At 60.0% G+C, this 17874-nt stretch carries 18 protein-coding genes; 14 read left to right on the top strand and 4 right to left on the bottom strand.

Annotation, left to right across the window (positions count from 1 at the left end; all coding sequences use genetic code 11):
* Positions 1 to 4 precede the first annotated feature (4 nt).
* From FHX09_RS16320 to FHX09_RS16300, 5 genes are all read left to right on the top strand, one after another.
* The gene (locus FHX09_RS16320) at positions 5 to 259 is read left to right on the top strand and encodes a GlsB/YeaQ/YmgE family stress response membrane protein (protein ID WP_007790427.1); all 255 of its coding nucleotides are present in this window, start codon (positions 5 to 7) and stop codon (positions 257 to 259) included.
* Between the two features lie 74 nt (positions 260 to 333).
* The gene (locus tag FHX09_RS16315) at positions 334 to 582 is read left to right on the top strand and encodes a GlsB/YeaQ/YmgE family stress response membrane protein (RefSeq protein ID WP_132590950.1); all 249 of its coding nucleotides are present in this window, start codon (positions 334 to 336) and stop codon (positions 580 to 582) included.
* Positions 583 to 624: 42 nt separating this feature from the next.
* Entirely contained in the window at positions 625 to 1596 is a 972-nt protein-coding gene (gene lipA / locus FHX09_RS16310) for a lipoyl synthase (protein WP_132590952.1), read from the top strand.
* Between the two features lie 79 nt (positions 1597 to 1675).
* Complete coding sequence (locus FHX09_RS16305) at positions 1676 to 2248, top strand: AAA family ATPase (protein WP_132590954.1); 573 nt, start codon at positions 1676 to 1678, stop codon at positions 2246 to 2248.
* A gap of 9 nt (positions 2249 to 2257) precedes the next feature.
* The gene (locus FHX09_RS16300) at positions 2258 to 2701 is read left to right on the top strand and encodes a type II toxin-antitoxin system RatA family toxin (RefSeq protein WP_007790436.1); all 444 of its coding nucleotides are present in this window, start codon (positions 2258 to 2260) and stop codon (positions 2699 to 2701) included.
* Here FHX09_RS16300 and FHX09_RS16295 read toward each other — a convergent pair.
* On the bottom strand, positions 2692 to 3192 hold the full coding sequence (locus FHX09_RS16295) for a CinA family protein (protein ID WP_132590956.1): 501 nt from the start codon (positions 3190 to 3192) through the stop codon (positions 2692 to 2694). The two genes, FHX09_RS16300 and FHX09_RS16295, sit on opposite strands and share 10 nt — an antisense overlap.
* Before the next feature lies 1 nt (position 3193).
* On the bottom strand, positions 3194 to 4405 hold the full coding sequence (locus FHX09_RS16290) for a bifunctional 2-C-methyl-D-erythritol 4-phosphate cytidylyltransferase/2-C-methyl-D-erythritol 2,4-cyclodiphosphate synthase (protein WP_184450375.1): 1212 nt from the start codon (positions 4403 to 4405) through the stop codon (positions 3194 to 3196).
* Between the two features lie 160 nt (positions 4406 to 4565).
* Here FHX09_RS16290 and dusB point away from each other — a divergent pair, with 160 nt between their 5' ends.
* The 8 genes from dusB (at position 4566) to hflX (ending at position 14671) form a co-directional block, all read left to right on the top strand.
* Complete coding sequence (gene dusB / locus FHX09_RS16285) at positions 4566 to 5567, top strand: tRNA dihydrouridine synthase DusB (protein ID WP_281040964.1); 1002 nt, start codon at positions 4566 to 4568, stop codon at positions 5565 to 5567.
* Positions 5564 to 6718, top strand: coding sequence for a nitrogen regulation protein NR(II) (locus tag FHX09_RS16280; RefSeq protein WP_132590962.1), 1155 nt, complete (start codon positions 5564 to 5566; stop codon positions 6716 to 6718). The genes dusB and FHX09_RS16280 overlap by 4 nt, the downstream gene beginning before the upstream one ends.
* On the top strand, positions 6715 to 8166 hold the full coding sequence (gene ntrC / locus FHX09_RS16275) for a nitrogen regulation protein NR(I) (RefSeq protein WP_007793323.1): 1452 nt from the start codon (positions 6715 to 6717) through the stop codon (positions 8164 to 8166). Before FHX09_RS16280 ends, ntrC begins: the two co-directional genes overlap by 4 nt.
* Before the next feature lie 192 nt (positions 8167 to 8358).
* Positions 8359 to 10629 carry a PAS domain-containing sensor histidine kinase gene (locus FHX09_RS16270; RefSeq protein ID WP_132590964.1) on the top strand — a complete coding sequence of 757 codons (2271 nt, stop codon included), beginning with the start codon at positions 8359 to 8361 and terminating at the stop codon, positions 10627 to 10629.
* Positions 10619 to 11983, top strand: coding sequence for a sigma-54 dependent transcriptional regulator (locus tag FHX09_RS16265; RefSeq protein ID WP_007793327.1), 1365 nt, complete (start codon positions 10619 to 10621; stop codon positions 11981 to 11983). Before FHX09_RS16270 ends, FHX09_RS16265 begins: the two co-directional genes overlap by 11 nt.
* A gap of 60 nt (positions 11984 to 12043) precedes the next feature.
* Positions 12044 to 12907 carry a D-amino-acid transaminase gene (locus FHX09_RS16260; RefSeq protein WP_132590966.1) on the top strand — a complete coding sequence of 288 codons (864 nt, stop codon included), beginning with the start codon at positions 12044 to 12046 and terminating at the stop codon, positions 12905 to 12907.
* A 109-nt stretch (positions 12908 to 13016) separates the two neighbouring features.
* On the top strand, positions 13017 to 13259 hold the full coding sequence (gene hfq / locus FHX09_RS16255; RefSeq protein WP_003539403.1) for an RNA chaperone Hfq: 243 nt from the start codon (positions 13017 to 13019) through the stop codon (positions 13257 to 13259).
* A gap of 77 nt (positions 13260 to 13336) precedes the next feature.
* On the top strand, positions 13337 to 14671 hold the full coding sequence (gene hflX, locus FHX09_RS16250) for a GTPase HflX (protein WP_007793333.1): 1335 nt from the start codon (positions 13337 to 13339) through the stop codon (positions 14669 to 14671).
* A 75-nt stretch (positions 14672 to 14746) separates the two neighbouring features.
* Here the strand turns inward: hflX and mazG are convergent, their stop codons facing one another.
* Entirely contained in the window at positions 14747 to 15580 is an 834-nt protein-coding gene (gene mazG / locus FHX09_RS16245; RefSeq protein ID WP_132590968.1) for a nucleoside triphosphate pyrophosphohydrolase, read from the bottom strand.
* A gap of 6 nt (positions 15581 to 15586) precedes the next feature.
* A complete protein-coding gene (locus FHX09_RS16240; protein ID WP_132590970.1) occupies positions 15587 to 16174 on the bottom strand; it encodes a nucleoside deaminase in 588 nt (195 codons plus the stop codon).
* Positions 16175 to 16435: 261 nt separating this feature from the next.
* On the opposite strand from FHX09_RS16240, the gene cysG reads away from it, so the two are divergent.
* Positions 16436 to 17872: a siroheme synthase CysG gene (gene cysG / locus FHX09_RS16235; RefSeq protein ID WP_132591012.1), complete on the top strand. Its 1437-nt coding sequence runs from the start codon at positions 16436 to 16438 to the stop codon at positions 17870 to 17872.
* Positions 17873 to 17874: the final 2 nt, after the last annotated feature.

Here is a 17874-nt window from a genome sequence, read left to right as displayed (position 1 = left end):
CATCATGTCTATGGGTACGCAGGCACTACTCATCTTTCTCTTGATCGGCCTAGTGGCGGGGTTCCTCGCAAGCCTAGTCGTCGGTGGAGGCGGATTGATACGGTGCCTGCTGAGCGGCATCATCGGTGCGTTCGTCGGAGGCTTTCTCTTCAACGCGCTTGGAATATCGCTCGGTATCGACAATGCGTTGGTGGTGCAGATCATTCACGCAACGGTTGGAGCCATCATTGTGGTTCTGATTGCAAGGGCAATAGCATAGCGCGTCCCGAAGAACGCGAAGCGGTTTTCGGATAAGATGCGGTTGAACATGGGACTATAACGGGCGAGGGCAGGATGGAAGGCGTAGGCTGGATCGCGGCGATCATCATCGGCGGTTTTGCGGGTTGGCTCGCAGGCAAGCTGATGGAGGCGCGCTACGGGATATTGCTCAACATCGTGCTCGGCATCGTCGGCTCAGTCGTCACTACCGCGATTCTGGCGCAATTTCATATGGAGGTGGCCGGCGGCAGGCTCGGCTATTTCGTCACGGGTTTTCTTGGTGCCTGCTTGCTGATATTCGTGGCGCGGCTCGTCCGCCGATAAATAGGGCTTTTGCCGCATAGAGCGGCGGAGATTTGAACTGCCATGGTAACCATTCTCGACACGATCAATCCTGCCGCCAAGCGCTTGCGGCATCCGGAAAAGGCGCATCGGCCCGATCAGGAAGTCATGCGCAAGCCAGATTGGATCCGCGTCAAGGCGCCGACCTCGAAGGGCTACGCGGAGACACGCTCGATCGTGAAGGAGCACAAGCTCGTCACTGTCTGCGAAGAAGCCGGCTGCCCCAATATCGGCGAGTGCTGGGACAAGAAGCACGCGACGTTCATGATCATGGGCGAGATCTGTACCCGCGCCTGCGCCTTCTGCAACGTCGCGACAGGCAAGCCGAATGCGCTCGACATGGCTGAGCCGGAGAATGTCGCCAAGGCGGTGAAGGAGATGGGGCTTTCCCACGTCGTCATCACCTCCGTCGACCGCGATGATCTGGAGGATGGTGGCGCTGAGCACTTCGAGAAGGTGATCTGGGCGATCCGTGCGGCGTCGCCGACGACGACCATCGAGATCCTGACGCCTGACTTCCTGAAGAAGCCGGGTGCCCTAGAACGCGTCGTCGCTGCCAAGCCCGACGTATTCAACCACAACATGGAAACGGTCGCCGGCAATTACCTGACCGTTCGTCCTGGTGCTCGCTACTTCCACTCCATCCGTCTGCTGCAGCGCGTGAAGGAACTCGACCCCACCATGTTCACGAAATCGGGCATCATGGTCGGCCTCGGCGAAGAACGAAACGAAGTGCTGCAGCTGATGGACGACCTGCGGACCGCAGACGTCGACTTCCTGACGATCGGCCAGTACCTGCAGCCAACCCGCAAGCACCATGCGGTCATGAGCTTCGTCACCCCGGACGAATTCAAGTCCTATGAGACGGTCGCCTACACCAAGGGCTTCCTGATGGTGGCTTCGAGCCCGCTGACGCGCTCGTCACACCATGCCGGCGACGATTTTGCCCGCCTGAAGGCCGCACGCGAGAAGAAGCTGCTGATCGCAGCGGAATAATCAACGAGCGCTTGCATTTTTTTAAAGCCGCGGCGATCTTCCCGCGGCTTTCTGTTTGCAGTCAAGCGAGGCAATGAAAATGCCGGCTTATTTCGACGATATGCGCAATGCGCTCGGACTGCTGCGGCAGTCCGAGCGCATTATGGTCATCGGCTGCTCTGGCGGCGGCAAGAGCACCTTGTCGCGAAAACTCAGCGGCAGGCTCAATCTTCCTTATTTCTCGATGGATAGAGAGTTCTTCTGGTTGCCGGGCTGGGTCAAGCGCTCCAAGGACGAAGAGCGCCGTTTGATCACCAACGTTGTCGGCAGCGAACGTTGGCTCATGGACGGAACTGGCCCATCGACCTTCGATATTCGCGTCCCGCGCACGCAACTGGTCATCTGGGTACGCATGCCGCGCTGGCTTTGCCTGTGGGGCATCTGCAAACGCGCGTTCTTTCATTTCGGCCGGACACGGCCCGACATGGCACCCGGATGCCTGGAGCGAGTGCCGGACCGGGAATTCCTGACTTACATCTGGACGTTCGAGAAGCGGTTCACGCCGCTGGTGATTGCTGCACTCGACAAGCATGGCCCGAATGTCCCGGTTTTCCAGCTGAAAAGCCGGCGGGAGGTGAACCACCTTCTTGATCTTCTTGGCGCTCCTACTTAACTGCCGATCATGCCTCAGTTCGAAACGCACCACTCCGTCCCGCATTCCGCCGATCAGATGTTCGACCTCGTCGCTGATGTCGAGCACTACCCACAATTCCTGCCGCTCTGCGAGGCCCTCAGCATTCGCAGCCGCAAGGAGCGTGATGGCAAGGTTTTGCTGATCGCTGATATGACGGTCGGTTACAAGGCGATCCGCGAAACCTTCACGACACAGGTGCTGTTGAACCGGGCCGAACGCCTCATCGAGGTCAAGTATATCGATGGGCCGTTTCGCTATCTCGACAATCGCTGGCGCTTCGAAGAAACGGCGACGGGCAGCAACATCCACTTCTTCATCGACTATGAGTTCAAGAGCCGCATCCTGGGGGCAGTCATGGGTTCGATGTTCGATCGCGCCTTCCGCATGTTCTCGGAAGCCTTCGAAACGCGGGCGACAAAGATTTACGGCTGAGCCAATTCCAGGATCATGCCGAGCGCGGTCCTGACCGTCTCGATGCGCACCTGGTCGCGGCCGATATCGCCATAGAGCATCTTCCGATGAATAAGCCCGCCTTTGCGTGATTTGGCGGCCAGGTGGACGAGGCCGACCGGTTTCTCCGCTGACCCGCCGCCGGGGCCGGCGATGCCCGTCACGGCAACAGCGACAGCAGCGCGGGAGCGGAAGAGGGCGCCATGCACCATCTGCCGTGCGGTCTCCTCCGAGACTGCGCCGAAGCGGGTCAGCGTTTCCTCCTGCACGCCAAGCATCTCTATCTTGGCGGCATTTGTATAGGTGACGAAGCCTCTGTCCACGACTGAAGAAGACCCTGAGATCTCCGTCAGTGCGCCGGCAATCAACCCGCCGGTGCAAGATTCTGCCGTCGAGACCATCAGCCCCGCGGCAGTGAAGTCTCGAATGATGGATTCGGCTTGCGCAACGATGTCAGTCGGGAAGATGCTCATCTCATCTTTCCCTGTAGACGACCGTTGCTGTAGCTATCGCGGCGATGCCCTCGCGACGACCAACAAAGCCGATCTTTTCGTTCGTCGTCGCCTTCACCGAGCAGCGGTCAATGGTGATGCCGAGAAATTCGGACAGCTTGGCGCGCATCTCCTCGCGATGCGGCCCGACTTTCGGCGCTTCGGCGATCAGCGACACGTCGGCGTTCATGATCGTGCCGCCGCGCTCGCGCACGATCTTTGCCGCATGTTCGATGAAGATGCGTGAAGGCGCACCCTTCCATTGCGGATCCGATGGCGGAAAATGGTCGCCGATGTCGCCGGCGCCACAGGTCGCAAGCAATGCATCCGTCAGGGCGTGCAGCGCGACGTCTGCATCAGAGTGGCCCTTGAGCTTCTGGTCATGGGGAATAAAGACGCCGCAGAGCGTTACGCCGTCGCCGGGCTCGAGCTGGTGAACATCGTAACCGTTACCCGTACGCACATCGGGGAGCGTTTGTCCTGAAAGTCTGCTGTTTGCCATTGCAATGTCCTGTTTGACCGTCAGTTTCACATTGTCCGCCTGCCCCTCAACGATCCGTACCCGTAGACCGGCCCATTCGGCAATGGCCGCGTCATCGGTAAAGTCCGTCAGGTTTGCGGCGGCTGCTTTCTGGTGGGCAGTCAAGATCGGTTCGAAGGCAAACGCTTGCGGCGTTTGCGCTGCATAAAGCTGTGCGCGGGAAACTGTATCGAGAACCGTTCCGTCGAGGTCGGCTCGCTTCAGCGTATCGGCTACAGGCATAGCCGGGACAATTGCTGGCACGCCTTCCGAGAGGACGGCAGCGATTCGATCGAGAAGGGTGTGGTCGAAGAAGGGGCGTACGGCGTCGTGGATCAGAACATGCGAGAGGTTCTTGCCGCGCAAATGGCGCAGCCCCGCTAGAACGGATTGCTGGCGCGTCGAGCCGCCGTGGACCGCATCGATCGGCGTGCCCGACTGGACCTGACTGCTGGCATTGGCAAACAGGGCCTCGTCGTCGGGGTGAATGACCACGACGATGTGGCGAGCAAGCTCCCAACTGGCGAACTTCTGCAATGTATGAGTGATCACCGGCTTGCCGCCAATCGCCCGATATTGCTTGGGACCTTCCTCAGATGCGCCTGCGCGTTCGCCACGCCCGGCCGCCACGACGACAATACCTATTGCTGGTTGCTTTTGATGCATTTGCGGCATAAATCCTCAAAACGCGATATTGCACCGGTGCTTAGCGGCTTGGCGCATCGAATTCCAGCATTTGCCCGAAAAATGTCAATTCGCGCACTGCCCTCTTGGCAAGCCATTTAAACCTGTCTAAAAATAGTGCACGCATTATGCGTGCCTGAAAGATAATCAATTGTTGGACTTTGACCTCGCATCACCTTTGCGGATCGGACCTGTGGAAGTCAGGAACCGTGTCGTCCTGGCGCCCATGTCCGGCGTGACGGATATGCCGTTCCGTCAACTGGCGTGGCGCCATGGCGCCGGGCTTGTGGTGACCGAAATGGTTGCGAGCCGTGAACTCGTCAACAGTACTGCCGAATCATGGGTGCGCCTTGAGAGTGCAGGTTTTGAGCCGCACATGGTGCAACTCGCTGGCCGCGAAGCGCACTGGATGGCTGAGGCTGCGAAGATCGCGGCCGACCATGGCGCTGATATTATCGACATCAACATGGGATGTCCGGCCAAGAAGGTGATCGGCGGTTATTCCGGCTCCGCCTTGATGCGCGATCCCGATCACGCCCTCAGCCTCATTGAGGCGACAGTCAAGGCGGTGTCCATTCCCGTGACCCTGAAGATGCGGCTCGGTTGGGATGAGAACTCGATCAACGCGCCGGAGATTGCGTGTCGCGCGGAGGACGCAGGCGTCCAGCTGATTTCGATCCACGGCCGCACGCGCATGCAGTTTTACGAAGGCCGGGCCGACTGGGATGCAATCCGCGCGGTGCGCGATGCGATCACCGTTCCTCTGGTTGCGAACGGCGACGTCGAAACCGTCGAAGACGCTTATGAGATTCTGCGTCGCTCGGGAGCCGATGCCGTCATGATCGGCAGGGGCTGTCAGGGCAGGCCGTGGCAAGCCGGTGTATTGGCTGGCCGCACGGCGCCGGAAATGTGGGAGATCCCCGACATTGCCACCGAGCACTATAGAATGATGCTCGAATTTTACGGCGAGGCAGTCGCGGTTCGCCATGCAAGGAAGCACCTTGGTTGGTATCTCGATCGCTTTGCGCCTGATATCGCGCCGCAGGAGAAGGCTGCGATCATGACCGCGCGGGAGCCCGACGACGTTGCTGCAAGGTTTTATGGTGCATTGATGGCTGCGGCATCGGACACGCTGACCCGGGAGGCTGCATGACGAATGATGTGCCATCGTCGATCGACAACGGCGGTAGCGCAGTTGCGATCGCTGTGCTCAACGCGATCCAGAATCCCGTTGTTATGGTCAACGAGGCCGGGCTCGTCGCTTTCGCCAATTGGGAGGCGGAGGCCTTCTTTGGTGCCAGCGCCGCCCACCTTGCTCGGTACAAGATCTCGACCTTTATCCCGTTCGGCAGTCCGCTACTGGCCTTGATCGATCAGGTTCGCGAAAGGCGGGCGCCGATCAACGAGTATCGAGTCGACTTGAGCTCGCCTCGCCTCGGACAGGACAAGCTCGTCGACTTATACGTTGCGCCTGTGGTCAGCGATCCGGGTTCGGTCGTGATCGTCTTCCAGGAGCGGTCGATGGCGGACAAGATTGATCGCCAGTTGACGCATCGTGCGGCCGCCCGCTCGGTCACCGGGCTTGCTTCCATGCTGGCGCATGAGATCAAGAATCCGCTTTCCGGGATTCGCGGTGCAGCACAGCTGCTGGAGCAATCGGTCGTCGACGACGACCGCGCTTTGACACGGCTGATTTGCGATGAAACCGACCGCATAGTCTCGCTCGTGGATCGCATGGAGGTCTTCTCGGACGAGCGGCCGGTTGATCGGATGCCCGTCAACATCCACTCCGTTCTCGACCACGTGAAGGCTGTGGCAAAGGCGGGCTTTGCGCGGCACCTCCGCATCACCGAGAACTACGACCCGTCATTGCCGTCGGTCCACGCAAACCGCGATCAGCTTGTTCAGGTGTTCCTCAATCTCGTGAAGAATGCCGCCGAAGCGGTAGGCGATCGCCCGGATGGCGAGATCGTTTTGACGACGGCTTATCGCTCGGGCATTCGTTTGTCGGTCGCCGGTACGCGCGAAAAGATTTCGCTGCCGCTGGAGTTTTGTGTTCAGGACAACGGCCCAGGTGTGCCGGTCGACCTGCTACCGCACCTGTTTGATCCGTTCATTACGACGAAGACGAACGGTAGCGGCCTCGGGCTCGCGCTCGTCGCCAAGATCATCGGTGACCACGGCGGCATTATTGAATGCGACAGCCAGAACAACCGCACGACATTCCGCGTCTTGATGCCGGCCTCCAAGGACGCATCCATGGAAGACGCAACGGCCATAACTCCCACAGGACCCACTCGATGACAGCAACGATCCTCGTCGCGGATGATGATGCGGCAATTCGTACCGTGCTTAATCAGGCTCTGAGCCGCGCCGGCTATGACGTGCGAATTACCTCCAACGCGGCCACGCTCTGGCGTTGGGTGTCGGCAGGCGAGGGCGATCTTGTCGTAACCGATGTCGTGATGCCGGATGAAAACGCGTTTGACCTGCTACCGCGCATTAAGAAAGCGCGCCCGGATCTGCCCGTGCTTGTCATGAGCGCCCAGAACACGTTCATGACGGCGATCAAGGCTTCCGAGAAGGGCGCCTACGATTATCTGCCGAAGCCGTTCGACCTGACGGAACTAATCGGCATCATCGGTCGTGCGCTCGCCGAGCCGAAGCGCAGGCCCGCCAAGCTCGACGAGGACATGCAGGACGGAATGCCGCTTGTGGGCCGTTCAGCAGCGATGCAGGAAATCTATCGCGTCCTTGCGCGCCTGATGCAGACCGATCTGACGCTCATGATCACCGGCGAGTCGGGAACAGGCAAGGAACTCGTGGCGCGAGCGCTGCATGACTACGGCAAGCGCCGCAACGGGCCGTTCGTTGCCATTAACATGGCGGCAATACCGCGTGACCTGATCGAATCCGAGCTTTTTGGCCACGAGAAGGGCGCGTTCACGGGCGCCCAGACTCGCTCCACTGGACGTTTCGAGCAGGCCGAAGGCGGCACGCTGTTTCTTGATGAAATCGGCGACATGCCGATGGACGCTCAGACGCGCCTTCTGCGCGTACTGCAGCAGGGCGAATACACCACAGTCGGCGGTCGCACGCCGATCCGCACCGATGTTCGCATCGTCGCCGCGACCAACAAGGATTTGAAGCAGGCAATCAACCAGGGTCTCTTCCGCGAGGACCTTTACTATCGTCTGAATGTCGTTCCGCTGCGGCTGCCTCCTCTGCGCGATCGCGCCGAGGATATTCCTGATCTGGTGCGCCACTTCGTCCAGCAGGCGGAAAAGGAAGGGCTCGGCTCCAAGCGCTTCGATCAGGAAGCACTCGATCTGATGAAGGCCTACGCCTGGCCGGGGAATGTGCGCGAGCTAGAGAACCTCATTCGCCGGCTGATGGCACTTTATCCACAGGATGTGATCACCCGCGAAATCATCGAAGCCGAGCTTCGGTCGGATGTTCCGGACAGCCCGATCGACAAAGGGCCGATCCGCACGGGCAACATGACGATTGCCCAGGCTGTCGAGGAAAACATGCGCGCATACTTCGCTGGTTTCGGCGAAGGCCTGCCGCCGCCGGGGCTGTACGATCGTGTGCTGACGGAAATGGAGTATCCGCTGATTCTTGCCGCCCTTACGGCCACGCGTGGTAATCAGATAAAAGCAGCTGATCTTTTGGGTCTGAACCGCAATACGCTGCGTAAGAAGATCAGAGAGCTTGGCGTATCGGTGTACAGAAGCTCCCGCACTGCTTGACAATGTGACTGGCGACGTTGCATTTTCGCCACAATGCGTTGCTTAGAAGTCACGCATGGGGGGCCGGGTTTTCGCAGCTGTCTAAGAGCGTAGTGGCACTTGTTGTCGCATCGTGCAGGCGGGCTGGCGGTTTCCGGCCCTGTCGGCGGGGAGCGGCGGAGGCGATGGTCTGCCGCCAGGAGAATTAAGCGAATGGAACAGGATGCGATGCCGCCTGCGGCGGAAGGCGAAGCTGTCACGGCCGTGACCGATCGCCGCGCCCTGTTTGCGCTGCCGGGGCTGATCCTTGCTGGTGGTGCGCTTCTCTGCGCCACATTGACGCTTTTTGTGCTACTTGGGCTGACCCCGATCGCACCGACCTACCACGTCGTTGTCACCTCGGTTGTCGTGAACTCGTTCTTCGTGCTCGGTTTGATGGCCCTCATCGCACGTGAGGTCTCTCGCCTGCTAAAGGCTCGCAAACGCGGGCGCGCGGCGGCGCGGCTTCATATCCGTATCGTTGTGCTTTTCTCGATCGTCGCTATCACGCCGGCGATCCTAGTCGCCATTTTCGCCAGTATCACGCTGAACGCCGGCCTCGACCGATGGTTTGCCCTTCGTACGCAGTCGATCATCAGTTCCTCCCGCAACATCGGGCAGGCCTACATGATGGAGAATGCGAGCTATCTGCAGGGCCAGACCGTATCGATGGCGAATGACCTCGAACGCAACAGAGCGCTGTTCAATCTCGATCGCACGGGTTTTTCCGATTTGATGACACGACAGGCGCGAGGCCGCGGGCTGCTGGGCGCCTTTCTCGTCCAGCCTGACGGCTCGGTGATTACCCAGGCTGATATCAAGACCGAGAAGCCGTTGCCGGCAATTCCTCAGGACGCCTTGGACAAGGCCGCTGCCGGGCAGCCCACCTTGATCCCGCCGGGTGTAACGAATTTGGTCGGTGCCATCATCAAGCTCGATGCGATCGACGGAGCGTTCCTCTACACGGTCCGCGCGGTGGATCCTAAGGTCATGGGCGCGATGCGCCTCATGGAGGAGAATGCGACCGAATACAAATCCATGGAGGCTGGGCGCTTCTCGTTGCAGATTGCCTTCGCGGTTCTTTACATCGGCTTTGCCCTGATCGTTCTGCTGGCTGCCATCTGGACGGCGATCGCCGTTGCCGACCGTATCGTGCGCCCAATCCGCCTGCTGATTACGGCGGCGGATAGTGTGGCTTCGGGCAATATGGATATTGTCGTGCCCGTCCATGCGGTTGACGGCGACGTTGCAAACCTGTCGCGCACCTTCAACAAGATGATCTCGGAAATCCGCACGCAACGTGACGAGATCCTGGAAGCAAAGGACGAGGTGGACGACCGTCGTCGTTTCATCGAAGCCGTTCTTTCCGGCGTGACTGCCGCGGTCATCGGTGTCGAGCACGACCGCAGGATCACCATCGTCAACAGTTCGGCGGAAGTACTGATGGCATTGCAAGCGTCGGACATGGTCGGCAAACAACTCTCCGCGATTGCGCCCGAGGTGGATCAGGTTTTGACCGAAGCTGCCTCCCGCTATCGCGGCGATTTCCGCAAGCAGATTGCGCTTATGCGCGCAGGGACCGTACGGACCCTCAGCGTCCAGGTGACGCGTGAGGAGGTTCGCGACATGAGCGAATCCTATGTCATCACGCTCGACGACATCACCGATCTCGTGATTGCACAGCGCTCGACGGCATGGGGCGACGTCGCTCGTCGTATCGCTCACGAAATCAAAAATCCGCTGACGCCGATCCAGCTGTCGGCGGAGCGCATCCAGCGCCGCTATGGGAAACAGATCGACCAGAACGACCGGGGTGTTTTCGACCAGTGCACGGAGACCATCATCCGACAGGTGGGCGATATCGGCCGCATGGTCGACGAGTTCTCGTCATTCGCTCGGATGCCAAAGCCGATCAAGGAGCCGAGCGATCTCCGGAAGATCCTGCACGACGCGGTGTTCCTGCGCGAGATGGGCAACAGCCACGTTAACTTCCAGCAGGAACTGGGCGATCAGCCGCTGGAAGGACAATTTGATAGTCGCATGCTCGGTCAGGCATTCGGCAATCTGATCAAGAACGCGGTGGAAGCGATCGAAGCCGTGCCGAGCGGTGAGCGCGACCAACGCAAGATCCTGGTTCGTGCTTCGCTCGATCCGGTACGCGACCGCTTTACTGTCGATGTGATCGACAACGGTCGCGGCCTGCCGGTCGAAAACCGCCATAGCATTCTCGAACCGTATACGACGATGCGGGAGAAGGGCACTGGACTTGGTCTGGCGATCGTCAAGAAAATTATTGAGGAACATGGCGGGCAGCTCGAATTGCATGACGCGCCCGCTGATTTCGACCAGGGAAGAGGGGCCATGATCCGCGTGCACCTGCCACGTCTGGAAACCGTACCTTCTGCCCCGGCCGCAAGTGACAAGGAAAGTGTTTATGGCCTCTGATATTCTGGTCGTCGATGACGAGCACGACATCCGCGAGATCGTCTCCGGTATCCTGTCTGATGAGGGACATGAGACCCGCACGGCACACGACAGCGACAGCGCTTTGGCTGCGATCTCCGATCGTGCGCCGCGGTTGATCTTCCTCGACATCTGGATGCAGGGGAGCAAGCTCGACGGCCTATCGCTGCTCGACGAGGTCAAGACGCGCCACCCGGATATCCCCGTTGTCATGATTTCCGGTCACGGCAACATCGAGACGGCTGTGTCCGCCATCAAACGCGGTGCATTCGATTTCATCGAGAAGCCGTTCAAGGCCGACCGGCTGATCCTCATCGCCGAACGCGCGCTCGAGAATTCGAAGCTGAAGCGCGAAGTATCGGAACTCAAGCGCAAGGCTGGCGATCCGGTCGAACTCATCGGCACGTCGGTCGCGGTCTCGCAACTGCGCCAGACGATTGAAAAGGTTTCGCCCACCAACAGCCGTATCATGATCTTCGGCTCGTCGGGTTCCGGCAAGGAGCTCGTCGCCCGGATGATCCACAAAAAGTCGGCGCGGGCGAACGGCCCCTTCGTGGCGCTGAATGCCGCCAATATCACGCCAGACCGTATGGAGATCGCGCTATTCGGTACAGAAGGTTCGCCCGGCCAGGCGCGCAAGATTGGCGCGCTGGAAGAGGCGCACCGAGGCATCCTCTATCTCGACGAAGTCGGGGAAATGCCGCGCGAGACGCAGAACAAGATCCTGCGTGTTCTTGTCGATCAGCAGTTCGAGCGCGTTGGCGGCTCCAAGCGGGTGAAGGTCGACGTCCGCATTATCTCGTCGACGGCCTACAATCTCGAGAATCGCATCGCCGAGGGTTGGTTCCGCGAAGATCTCTACCATCGTCTAGCCGTGGTACCGGTGCGCGTGCCGGCGCTTGCGGAACGCCGCGAAGACATCCCGTTTCTGGTCGATCAACTGATGCGGCAGATCTCCGAGCAGGCCGGCATCCGGCCACGCCGCATCGGCGACGATGCGATGGCAGTGCTCCAGGCGCATGATTGGCCGGGCAACATCCGCCAGTTGCGCAACAATATCGAACGGCTAATGATCCTTGCTCGCTCCGATGGCCCGGACGCGCCGATCACGGCCGAAATGCTGCCGACTGATCTCGGCGACATGCTGCCGAAGGTTTCCGCGAAGAACGATTACCACATCATGACGCTGCCGCTCCGGGAGGCGCGCGAAATGTTCGAGAAGGACTATCTGATTGCGCAGATCAATCGCTTTGGCGGCAATATCTCGCGCACAGCGGAGTTCGTCGGCATGGAGCGTTCAGCGCTGCACCGCAAGCTGAAGTCGCTCGGCGTCTGATACAAGGGGCGGTGCGGTGCGCCGTCCATCATCCCGCAATTCCCCACGCACAGGTTCTCCATGCCCAGAATAGCCTATGTGAACGGCCGCTATATCACGCACTCGAACGCGATGGTCCACATCGAGGATCGAGGCTATCAGTTCGCGGATGGCGTCTACGAGGTTTGTGAAGTCCGCCATGGCTATATCGTCGATCTTACGCGTCACCTGAACAGGCTGGACCGCTCGCTTGGCGAGTTGCGCATCGCCTGGCCGATGAGCCGCAATGCGCTGGCCCGCGTCATTCGCGAAACGTTGCGACGCAATCGAGTCCGCAACGGTCTCTTCTACCTGCAGATCACGCGCGGCGTTGCGCGTCGCGATCATGTATTTCCGGCACAGGGAACGCCGCCCTCCCTAGTCGTCACCGCCAAGAGCACCGATCCTTCGATCATCGCCAAGAAGAACGCGACAGGCATCAAGGCGATCACCGTTCCCGATAATCGCTGGGATCGCGTCGATATCAAGTCCGTTGGTCTCCTGCCCAACGCTATGGCGCGCCAGCAGGCAAAAGAAGCTGGCGCCCAGGAAGCGATCTACGTGGACGCCGAAGGCATGGTGAAGGAGGGGGCCGCCACCAATGTCTGGATCGTTGATCGCAACGGCACGCTTATCACGCGCCCGGCCGAACATGGCATTCTCCGCGGCATTACCCGCACGACGCTGATCGATGTCGGAGCCAAGCTGGGGCTGAAGATCGAAGAGCGAAAGTTCTCGGTCGCAGAGATGCTTGCTGCACGCGAAGTCTTCATCACGGCCGCCACGAGTATCTGCTTTCCGGTTGTGTCGATCGATGGTCAGACGATCGCTAACGGCCATCCGGGCAGCGTCTCCCAGAAAATTCGGGAAGCCTTTTTCGACGTTGCGGAAAAGATTGCGATTTGATACCAAGGCTTTCTGGGCAGAGGGGATGAGGGTTGTCAGCTGCCTGCAGGCGAGGTCATTAGTATTCCACCGGCAAAACAAAGCCGGCAATAAAGAAAGAAGCGGCGCGATGGCGGAACGTTCTCAGAATCTGCAGGACTTATTTCTCAATACTGTTCGCAAGCAAAAGATTTCACTGACAATTTTTCTGATTAACGGCGTTAAGCTGACGGGCGTAGTGACGTCCTTCGACAACTTCTGTGTTTTGCTTCGCCGTGACGGCCATTCGCAACTCGTGTATAAACACGCAATCTCGACCATCATGCCCGGCCAGCCGATGCAGATGTTCGAAAGCGAAGAAGCCGCTTCCTAACAGGACCTGCAATTATTTCGACACGCGATACCAAGAACGATTCGATCATCCCGGAAGCAGCAAAGCACCGGGATGATATGCGTGCGACCGTCGTCGTGCCTGTGCTCAAGCAGGCACGTGCCGCACGCGGAGCGGGTGATGCTGCGCCGCTGGTTACCCGCACGCCCGAGAGTCGTCTGGAAGAGGCAACCGGTCTCGCGCAGGCAATCGACCTCGACGTGGTGAACGGCACCGTCGTTACCGTCAACGCTCCGCGGCCCGCGACGCTGATGGGCACCGGCAAAATCGACGAGATCAAGGCGACGCTGGATGCGAACGACTCCGGTCTCGTCATCGTCGACCATCCGCTGACGCCGGTGCAACAGCGCAATCTCGAGAAGGAATGGAACGCCAAGGTCATTGACCGCACGGGCCTCATACTCGAGATCTTTGGCCGCCGCGCTTCCACCAAGGAAGGTACGCTGCAGGTCGATCTCGCGCATCTCAATTACCAGAAGGGCCGTCTGGTCCGCAGCTGGACGCACTTGGAGCGTCAGCGCGGTGGCGGCGGTTTCATGGGCGGTCCGGGTGAGACCCAGATCGAAGCCGACCGTCGCATGCTGCAGGACCGCATCATCAAGCTCGAGCGCGAGCTGGAGCAGGTCGTGCGAACCCGCCAACTCCATCGCGCCAAGCGCAAGAAAGTACCGCACCCGATCGTGGCGCTGGTCGGCTATACCAATGCCGGCAAGTCGACGCTGTTCAACCGTATCACCGGCGCCGGCGTGCTCGCGGAAGACATGCTCTTTGCGACGCTCGATCCGACGCTTCGCCGGATGAAGCTACCGCATGGCCGCACCGTGATCCTTTCCGATACCGTTGGGTTCATTTCGGACCTTCCGACCCATCTCGTGGCGGCTTTTCGCGCCACGTTGGAAGAAGTTTTGGAGGCCGACCTGATCCTCCATGTCCGCGATATGTCCGACGTCGACAACCAGGCGCAAAGCGTAGATGTGCTCCGTATCTTGAAGGACCTCGGCATTGACGAGGAAGAGGGCGACAAGCGGATCATCGAGGTCTGGAACAAGATCGATCGCCTTGAGCGGGAAGCACACGATGCCATCGTGCAGAAGGCAAGCGGTGCCGAGAACGTGGTCGCGCTATCTGCAATCAGCGGCGAGGGTATCGATACGCTGATGGGAGAGATCAGCCGCAGGCTTTCTGGCGTGCTGACCGAAGCGACCGTGCGCCTGCCTGTCGACAAGTTGGCGCTGCTGCCTTGGCTCTATGACCACGCGATTGTCGACAACCGCGAAGACAACGAAGACGGCTCGATCACGCTCGACGTGCGCCTCTCTGAAACCGAAGCGGTTGAACTGGAGCGCCGTCTCGGCAACGGACCGAAATCAGGCAAAGAGGACTGGGAGCGCTAAGGGCGCTCTTCTGTAACGGCGTTTTGTCTGACGCGCGCCATTGCGCTTCCAGCAAGGTGAGGTTCAGCTATCGGCTCAACCCAGTTGCCGCTCGATCGCCTTTGCCGCCTGCCAGATTTCCTCCATCCGCTCCAGGCTCGCCGCTTCCAGCGTTTCGCCTTCCGCATCAAGAACAGCTTCGATATGATTGAAGCGTCTACGAAACTTCGTATTCGTTCCGCGCAGAGAATCTTCTGGATCGGCCTTCACATGCCTGCCGATGTTGACGACGGCGAAGATAAGGTCGCCGAGCTCATCGCTGACCTTCGCCTGATCGCCTTCGGCCAACGCAACGCGCAGTTCACCGATCTCTTCCTCGATCTTGTCGAGGATCGGCTCGGGTGCTGACCAGTCGAAGCCCACCTTTGCAGCACGCTCCTGCAGCTTCAATGCTTCCGTCAGGGCGGGGAAGCTCCGCTGAACCGATCCCAGGAAACCGGCCTTGAAATCCTCGCTGACACCGCGCTTGGCTCGCCGTTCGGCGCGCTCACGCGTTTCGGCGTGCTTGATGTCGTCCCACTGCTTCTTCACCGCGTCGGGCGTATCGGCGTCTGAACGCGCAAAAACGTGCGGATGGCGGCGGATCATCTTGCGGGTAATCGCCTCGACGACATCGCCAAAGGAGAATTCACCGGCTTCCTCCGCCATTCGTGCGTGGAACACGACCTGCAGCAGCAGGTCGCCCAACTCATCGCAGAGGTCGTCCATGTCGTGGCGCTCGATCGCGTCGGAAACCTCGTAGGCCTCCTCGATCGTGTAGGGCTTGATCGTTTCGAAGGTCTGGACGATGTCCCAGGGGCAGCCGGTTTGCGGATTGCGCAGCGCGGCCATGATCTCGATCAGGCGCGAAATGTCTTTAGAGGCTTCCATGGTCACTCAGTTCAGTGGAATGTCGTTGTCGCTCTTGGATGCCTGATAGCTGTCCGAGAGCGTGTCGTAACGCGCCTTGATGCGCGCCGTCTGCGCCTTCAACTCAGCCTTCAAATGCTCGTCCTCTGTCTCGACGAGATCGGCGATAGCAAAGCTGTTCCAGAACGCGTTGCTGCGCCGGTAGCCGCCCGGCTCCAGACCGAAGACTTCCTTCAGGATCCTCAAGTCGTGGGGAATGGCGAAGGCGTCGCGCGAATCTTCGTGGCTGAAAAAATAATAGAAATTGTCGAAACCGGCCCAGGTGATCGCCGACATGCACATGGTGCAGGGTTCGTGGGTCGACAGAAAGATCAGATCCTTCGTGGCGGGGTTCCCGCTAAGCTCGTAGAAGCGCTTCAGCGTGTGCACCTCGCCATGCCACAGCGGGTTTTCAAGCTCGTTGTTGGTTTCCGCAATGACGAGCGAAAGATCGGATTTGCACAGGATCGCGGCGCCGAACACCTTGTTGCCGGCCGCGACGCCGCGCTCGGTCATCGGCAAGATGTCTTGTTCCATGACGTTGAGCAGGCGGGCGGCGAGGGTCTTGTCGGGCATGGCTTTCTCCTTGGAGGCCGCACTTTACCGCCAGCGGCAGTCAACGCAAATGCCGATCAGGCAGCGCGACCGGATTTGTCACAGCCTTCTGTTGCGGTGCGGCGGATCAGGCTGTGTCCGCTGCGCCGCACCGGTGACTTTTACTCAAATCACCGGAACACCGAGTAAAAGAATACGCGCCCGCAGAGGCTTTCGAATTTCTGTTTCTTCAATTCCTTGGCTCGACGGTGCATATTCCGGCAACTTCGAAATGGATTGATGATGCCTCCCAAGACTGAACAACTGTCGGTATTTCCTGCTTTCTTTCGCGTTGAAGGCAAGATTGCGGCTGTCTTCGGCAATGGCGACGAGGCCTTTGCGAAGGTTCGTCTGCTCTCGAACACGCAGGCGCGGGTTGTCGCCTATACCAACCGCCCTGAGGCCGATTACCACGCCTACCTGATCGCCAATCGGATCGAGACGGTGCGCGCCGGCCTTGCGGCCGAGCAGGTCCGTGGTGCAACGCTCGTCTTTGCGGCGACCGGAGACGCGGCACAGGATCGCGCCATCGTCGAGGCAGCCCGTGCCGAAAAGGTGCCCGCCAATGCCGTCGATCAGCCGGAGTACTGCGATTTCTTCACGCCGGCTCTTGTCAACCGTGCGCCGGTAGCCGTCGCGATCGGCACCGAAGGCGCCGGGCCGGTGTTGGCCCAGATGATCCGCGCTCAGGTCGACCAGCTTCTCGCACCGTCGCTCGGCCGGTTGGCGGATCTCGCGATCAGCTACCGCAAGACAGTTGAGCATGTCGTCCCCAAGGGCGCTGCACGCCGTCTTTTCTGGCGTCGCTTCTTCTCCGGCGCGGTTGCCGATGCTGTCGCCAACGAGAACCTACCGCAGGCGCGTCGTGCTGCCAATGGCCTGCTACAGTTTGCTGAGCAGGTCGAGGGCCATGTCTGGCTCGTCGGTGCCGGTCCGGGTGCCGCGGATCTCCTTACTCTGCGCGCCCAGCGCGTGATGATGGAAGCCGATGTCATTGTCTATGATGCCCTCGTGCCGCAGGAGATTGTCGACATGGGTCGCCGTGACGCCGAGCGTCTGTCGGTCGGCAAGCGCAAGGGATGCCATTCGAAGTCCCAGGAGGAGATCAACGATCTGCTCGTGTACCTCGGTCGCGAAGGCAAGCGCGTGGTTCGCCTGAAGTCCGGAGATCCGCTTGTGTACGGTCGAGCAGGCGAGGAGATGGCGGCAATGCGCGCTGCGGGCATTTCCTATGAAGTGGTTCCGGGCATCACCTCGGCTTTCGCCGCTGCCGCCGATTTCGAGCTGCCGCTGACGCTGCGTGGCGTGGCCTCCTCGCTGGTCTTCACGACCGGCCACGATCTGACGGGCGATGTTCTGCCGGATTGGGCAAGCCTTGCTGTATCCGGCGCGACGATCGCCGTCTATATGGGCCGCACCGTTGCCGCGTCCGTAGCTGAACGCCTGATGCAGGCAGGCCTTGCCGCGGAAACGACTGTTGCCGTAGTTGAGAACGCCAGCCGCTCCGATCGCCGCCTGTTACATGGGATTTTGCGGGATCTTCCCGACCTGCAGCACCGTTACGAGTTGACCGGCCCGGTCATGGTCATTATCGGCGATGCGGTCGCAGGCGCCAATTTCGAACTGTCGGAGCCGCTTGTGCGCGAACGCGCCCGGTCCGAGGAATTTGCAAGGAGCTGAAC

The sequence above is a fragment of the Rhizobium sp. BK538 genome, from assembly GCF_014197575.1.
Lineage (GTDB): Bacteria > Pseudomonadota > Alphaproteobacteria > Rhizobiales > Rhizobiaceae > Rhizobium.
This window is presented reverse-complemented; position numbering and strand designations above follow the sequence as displayed.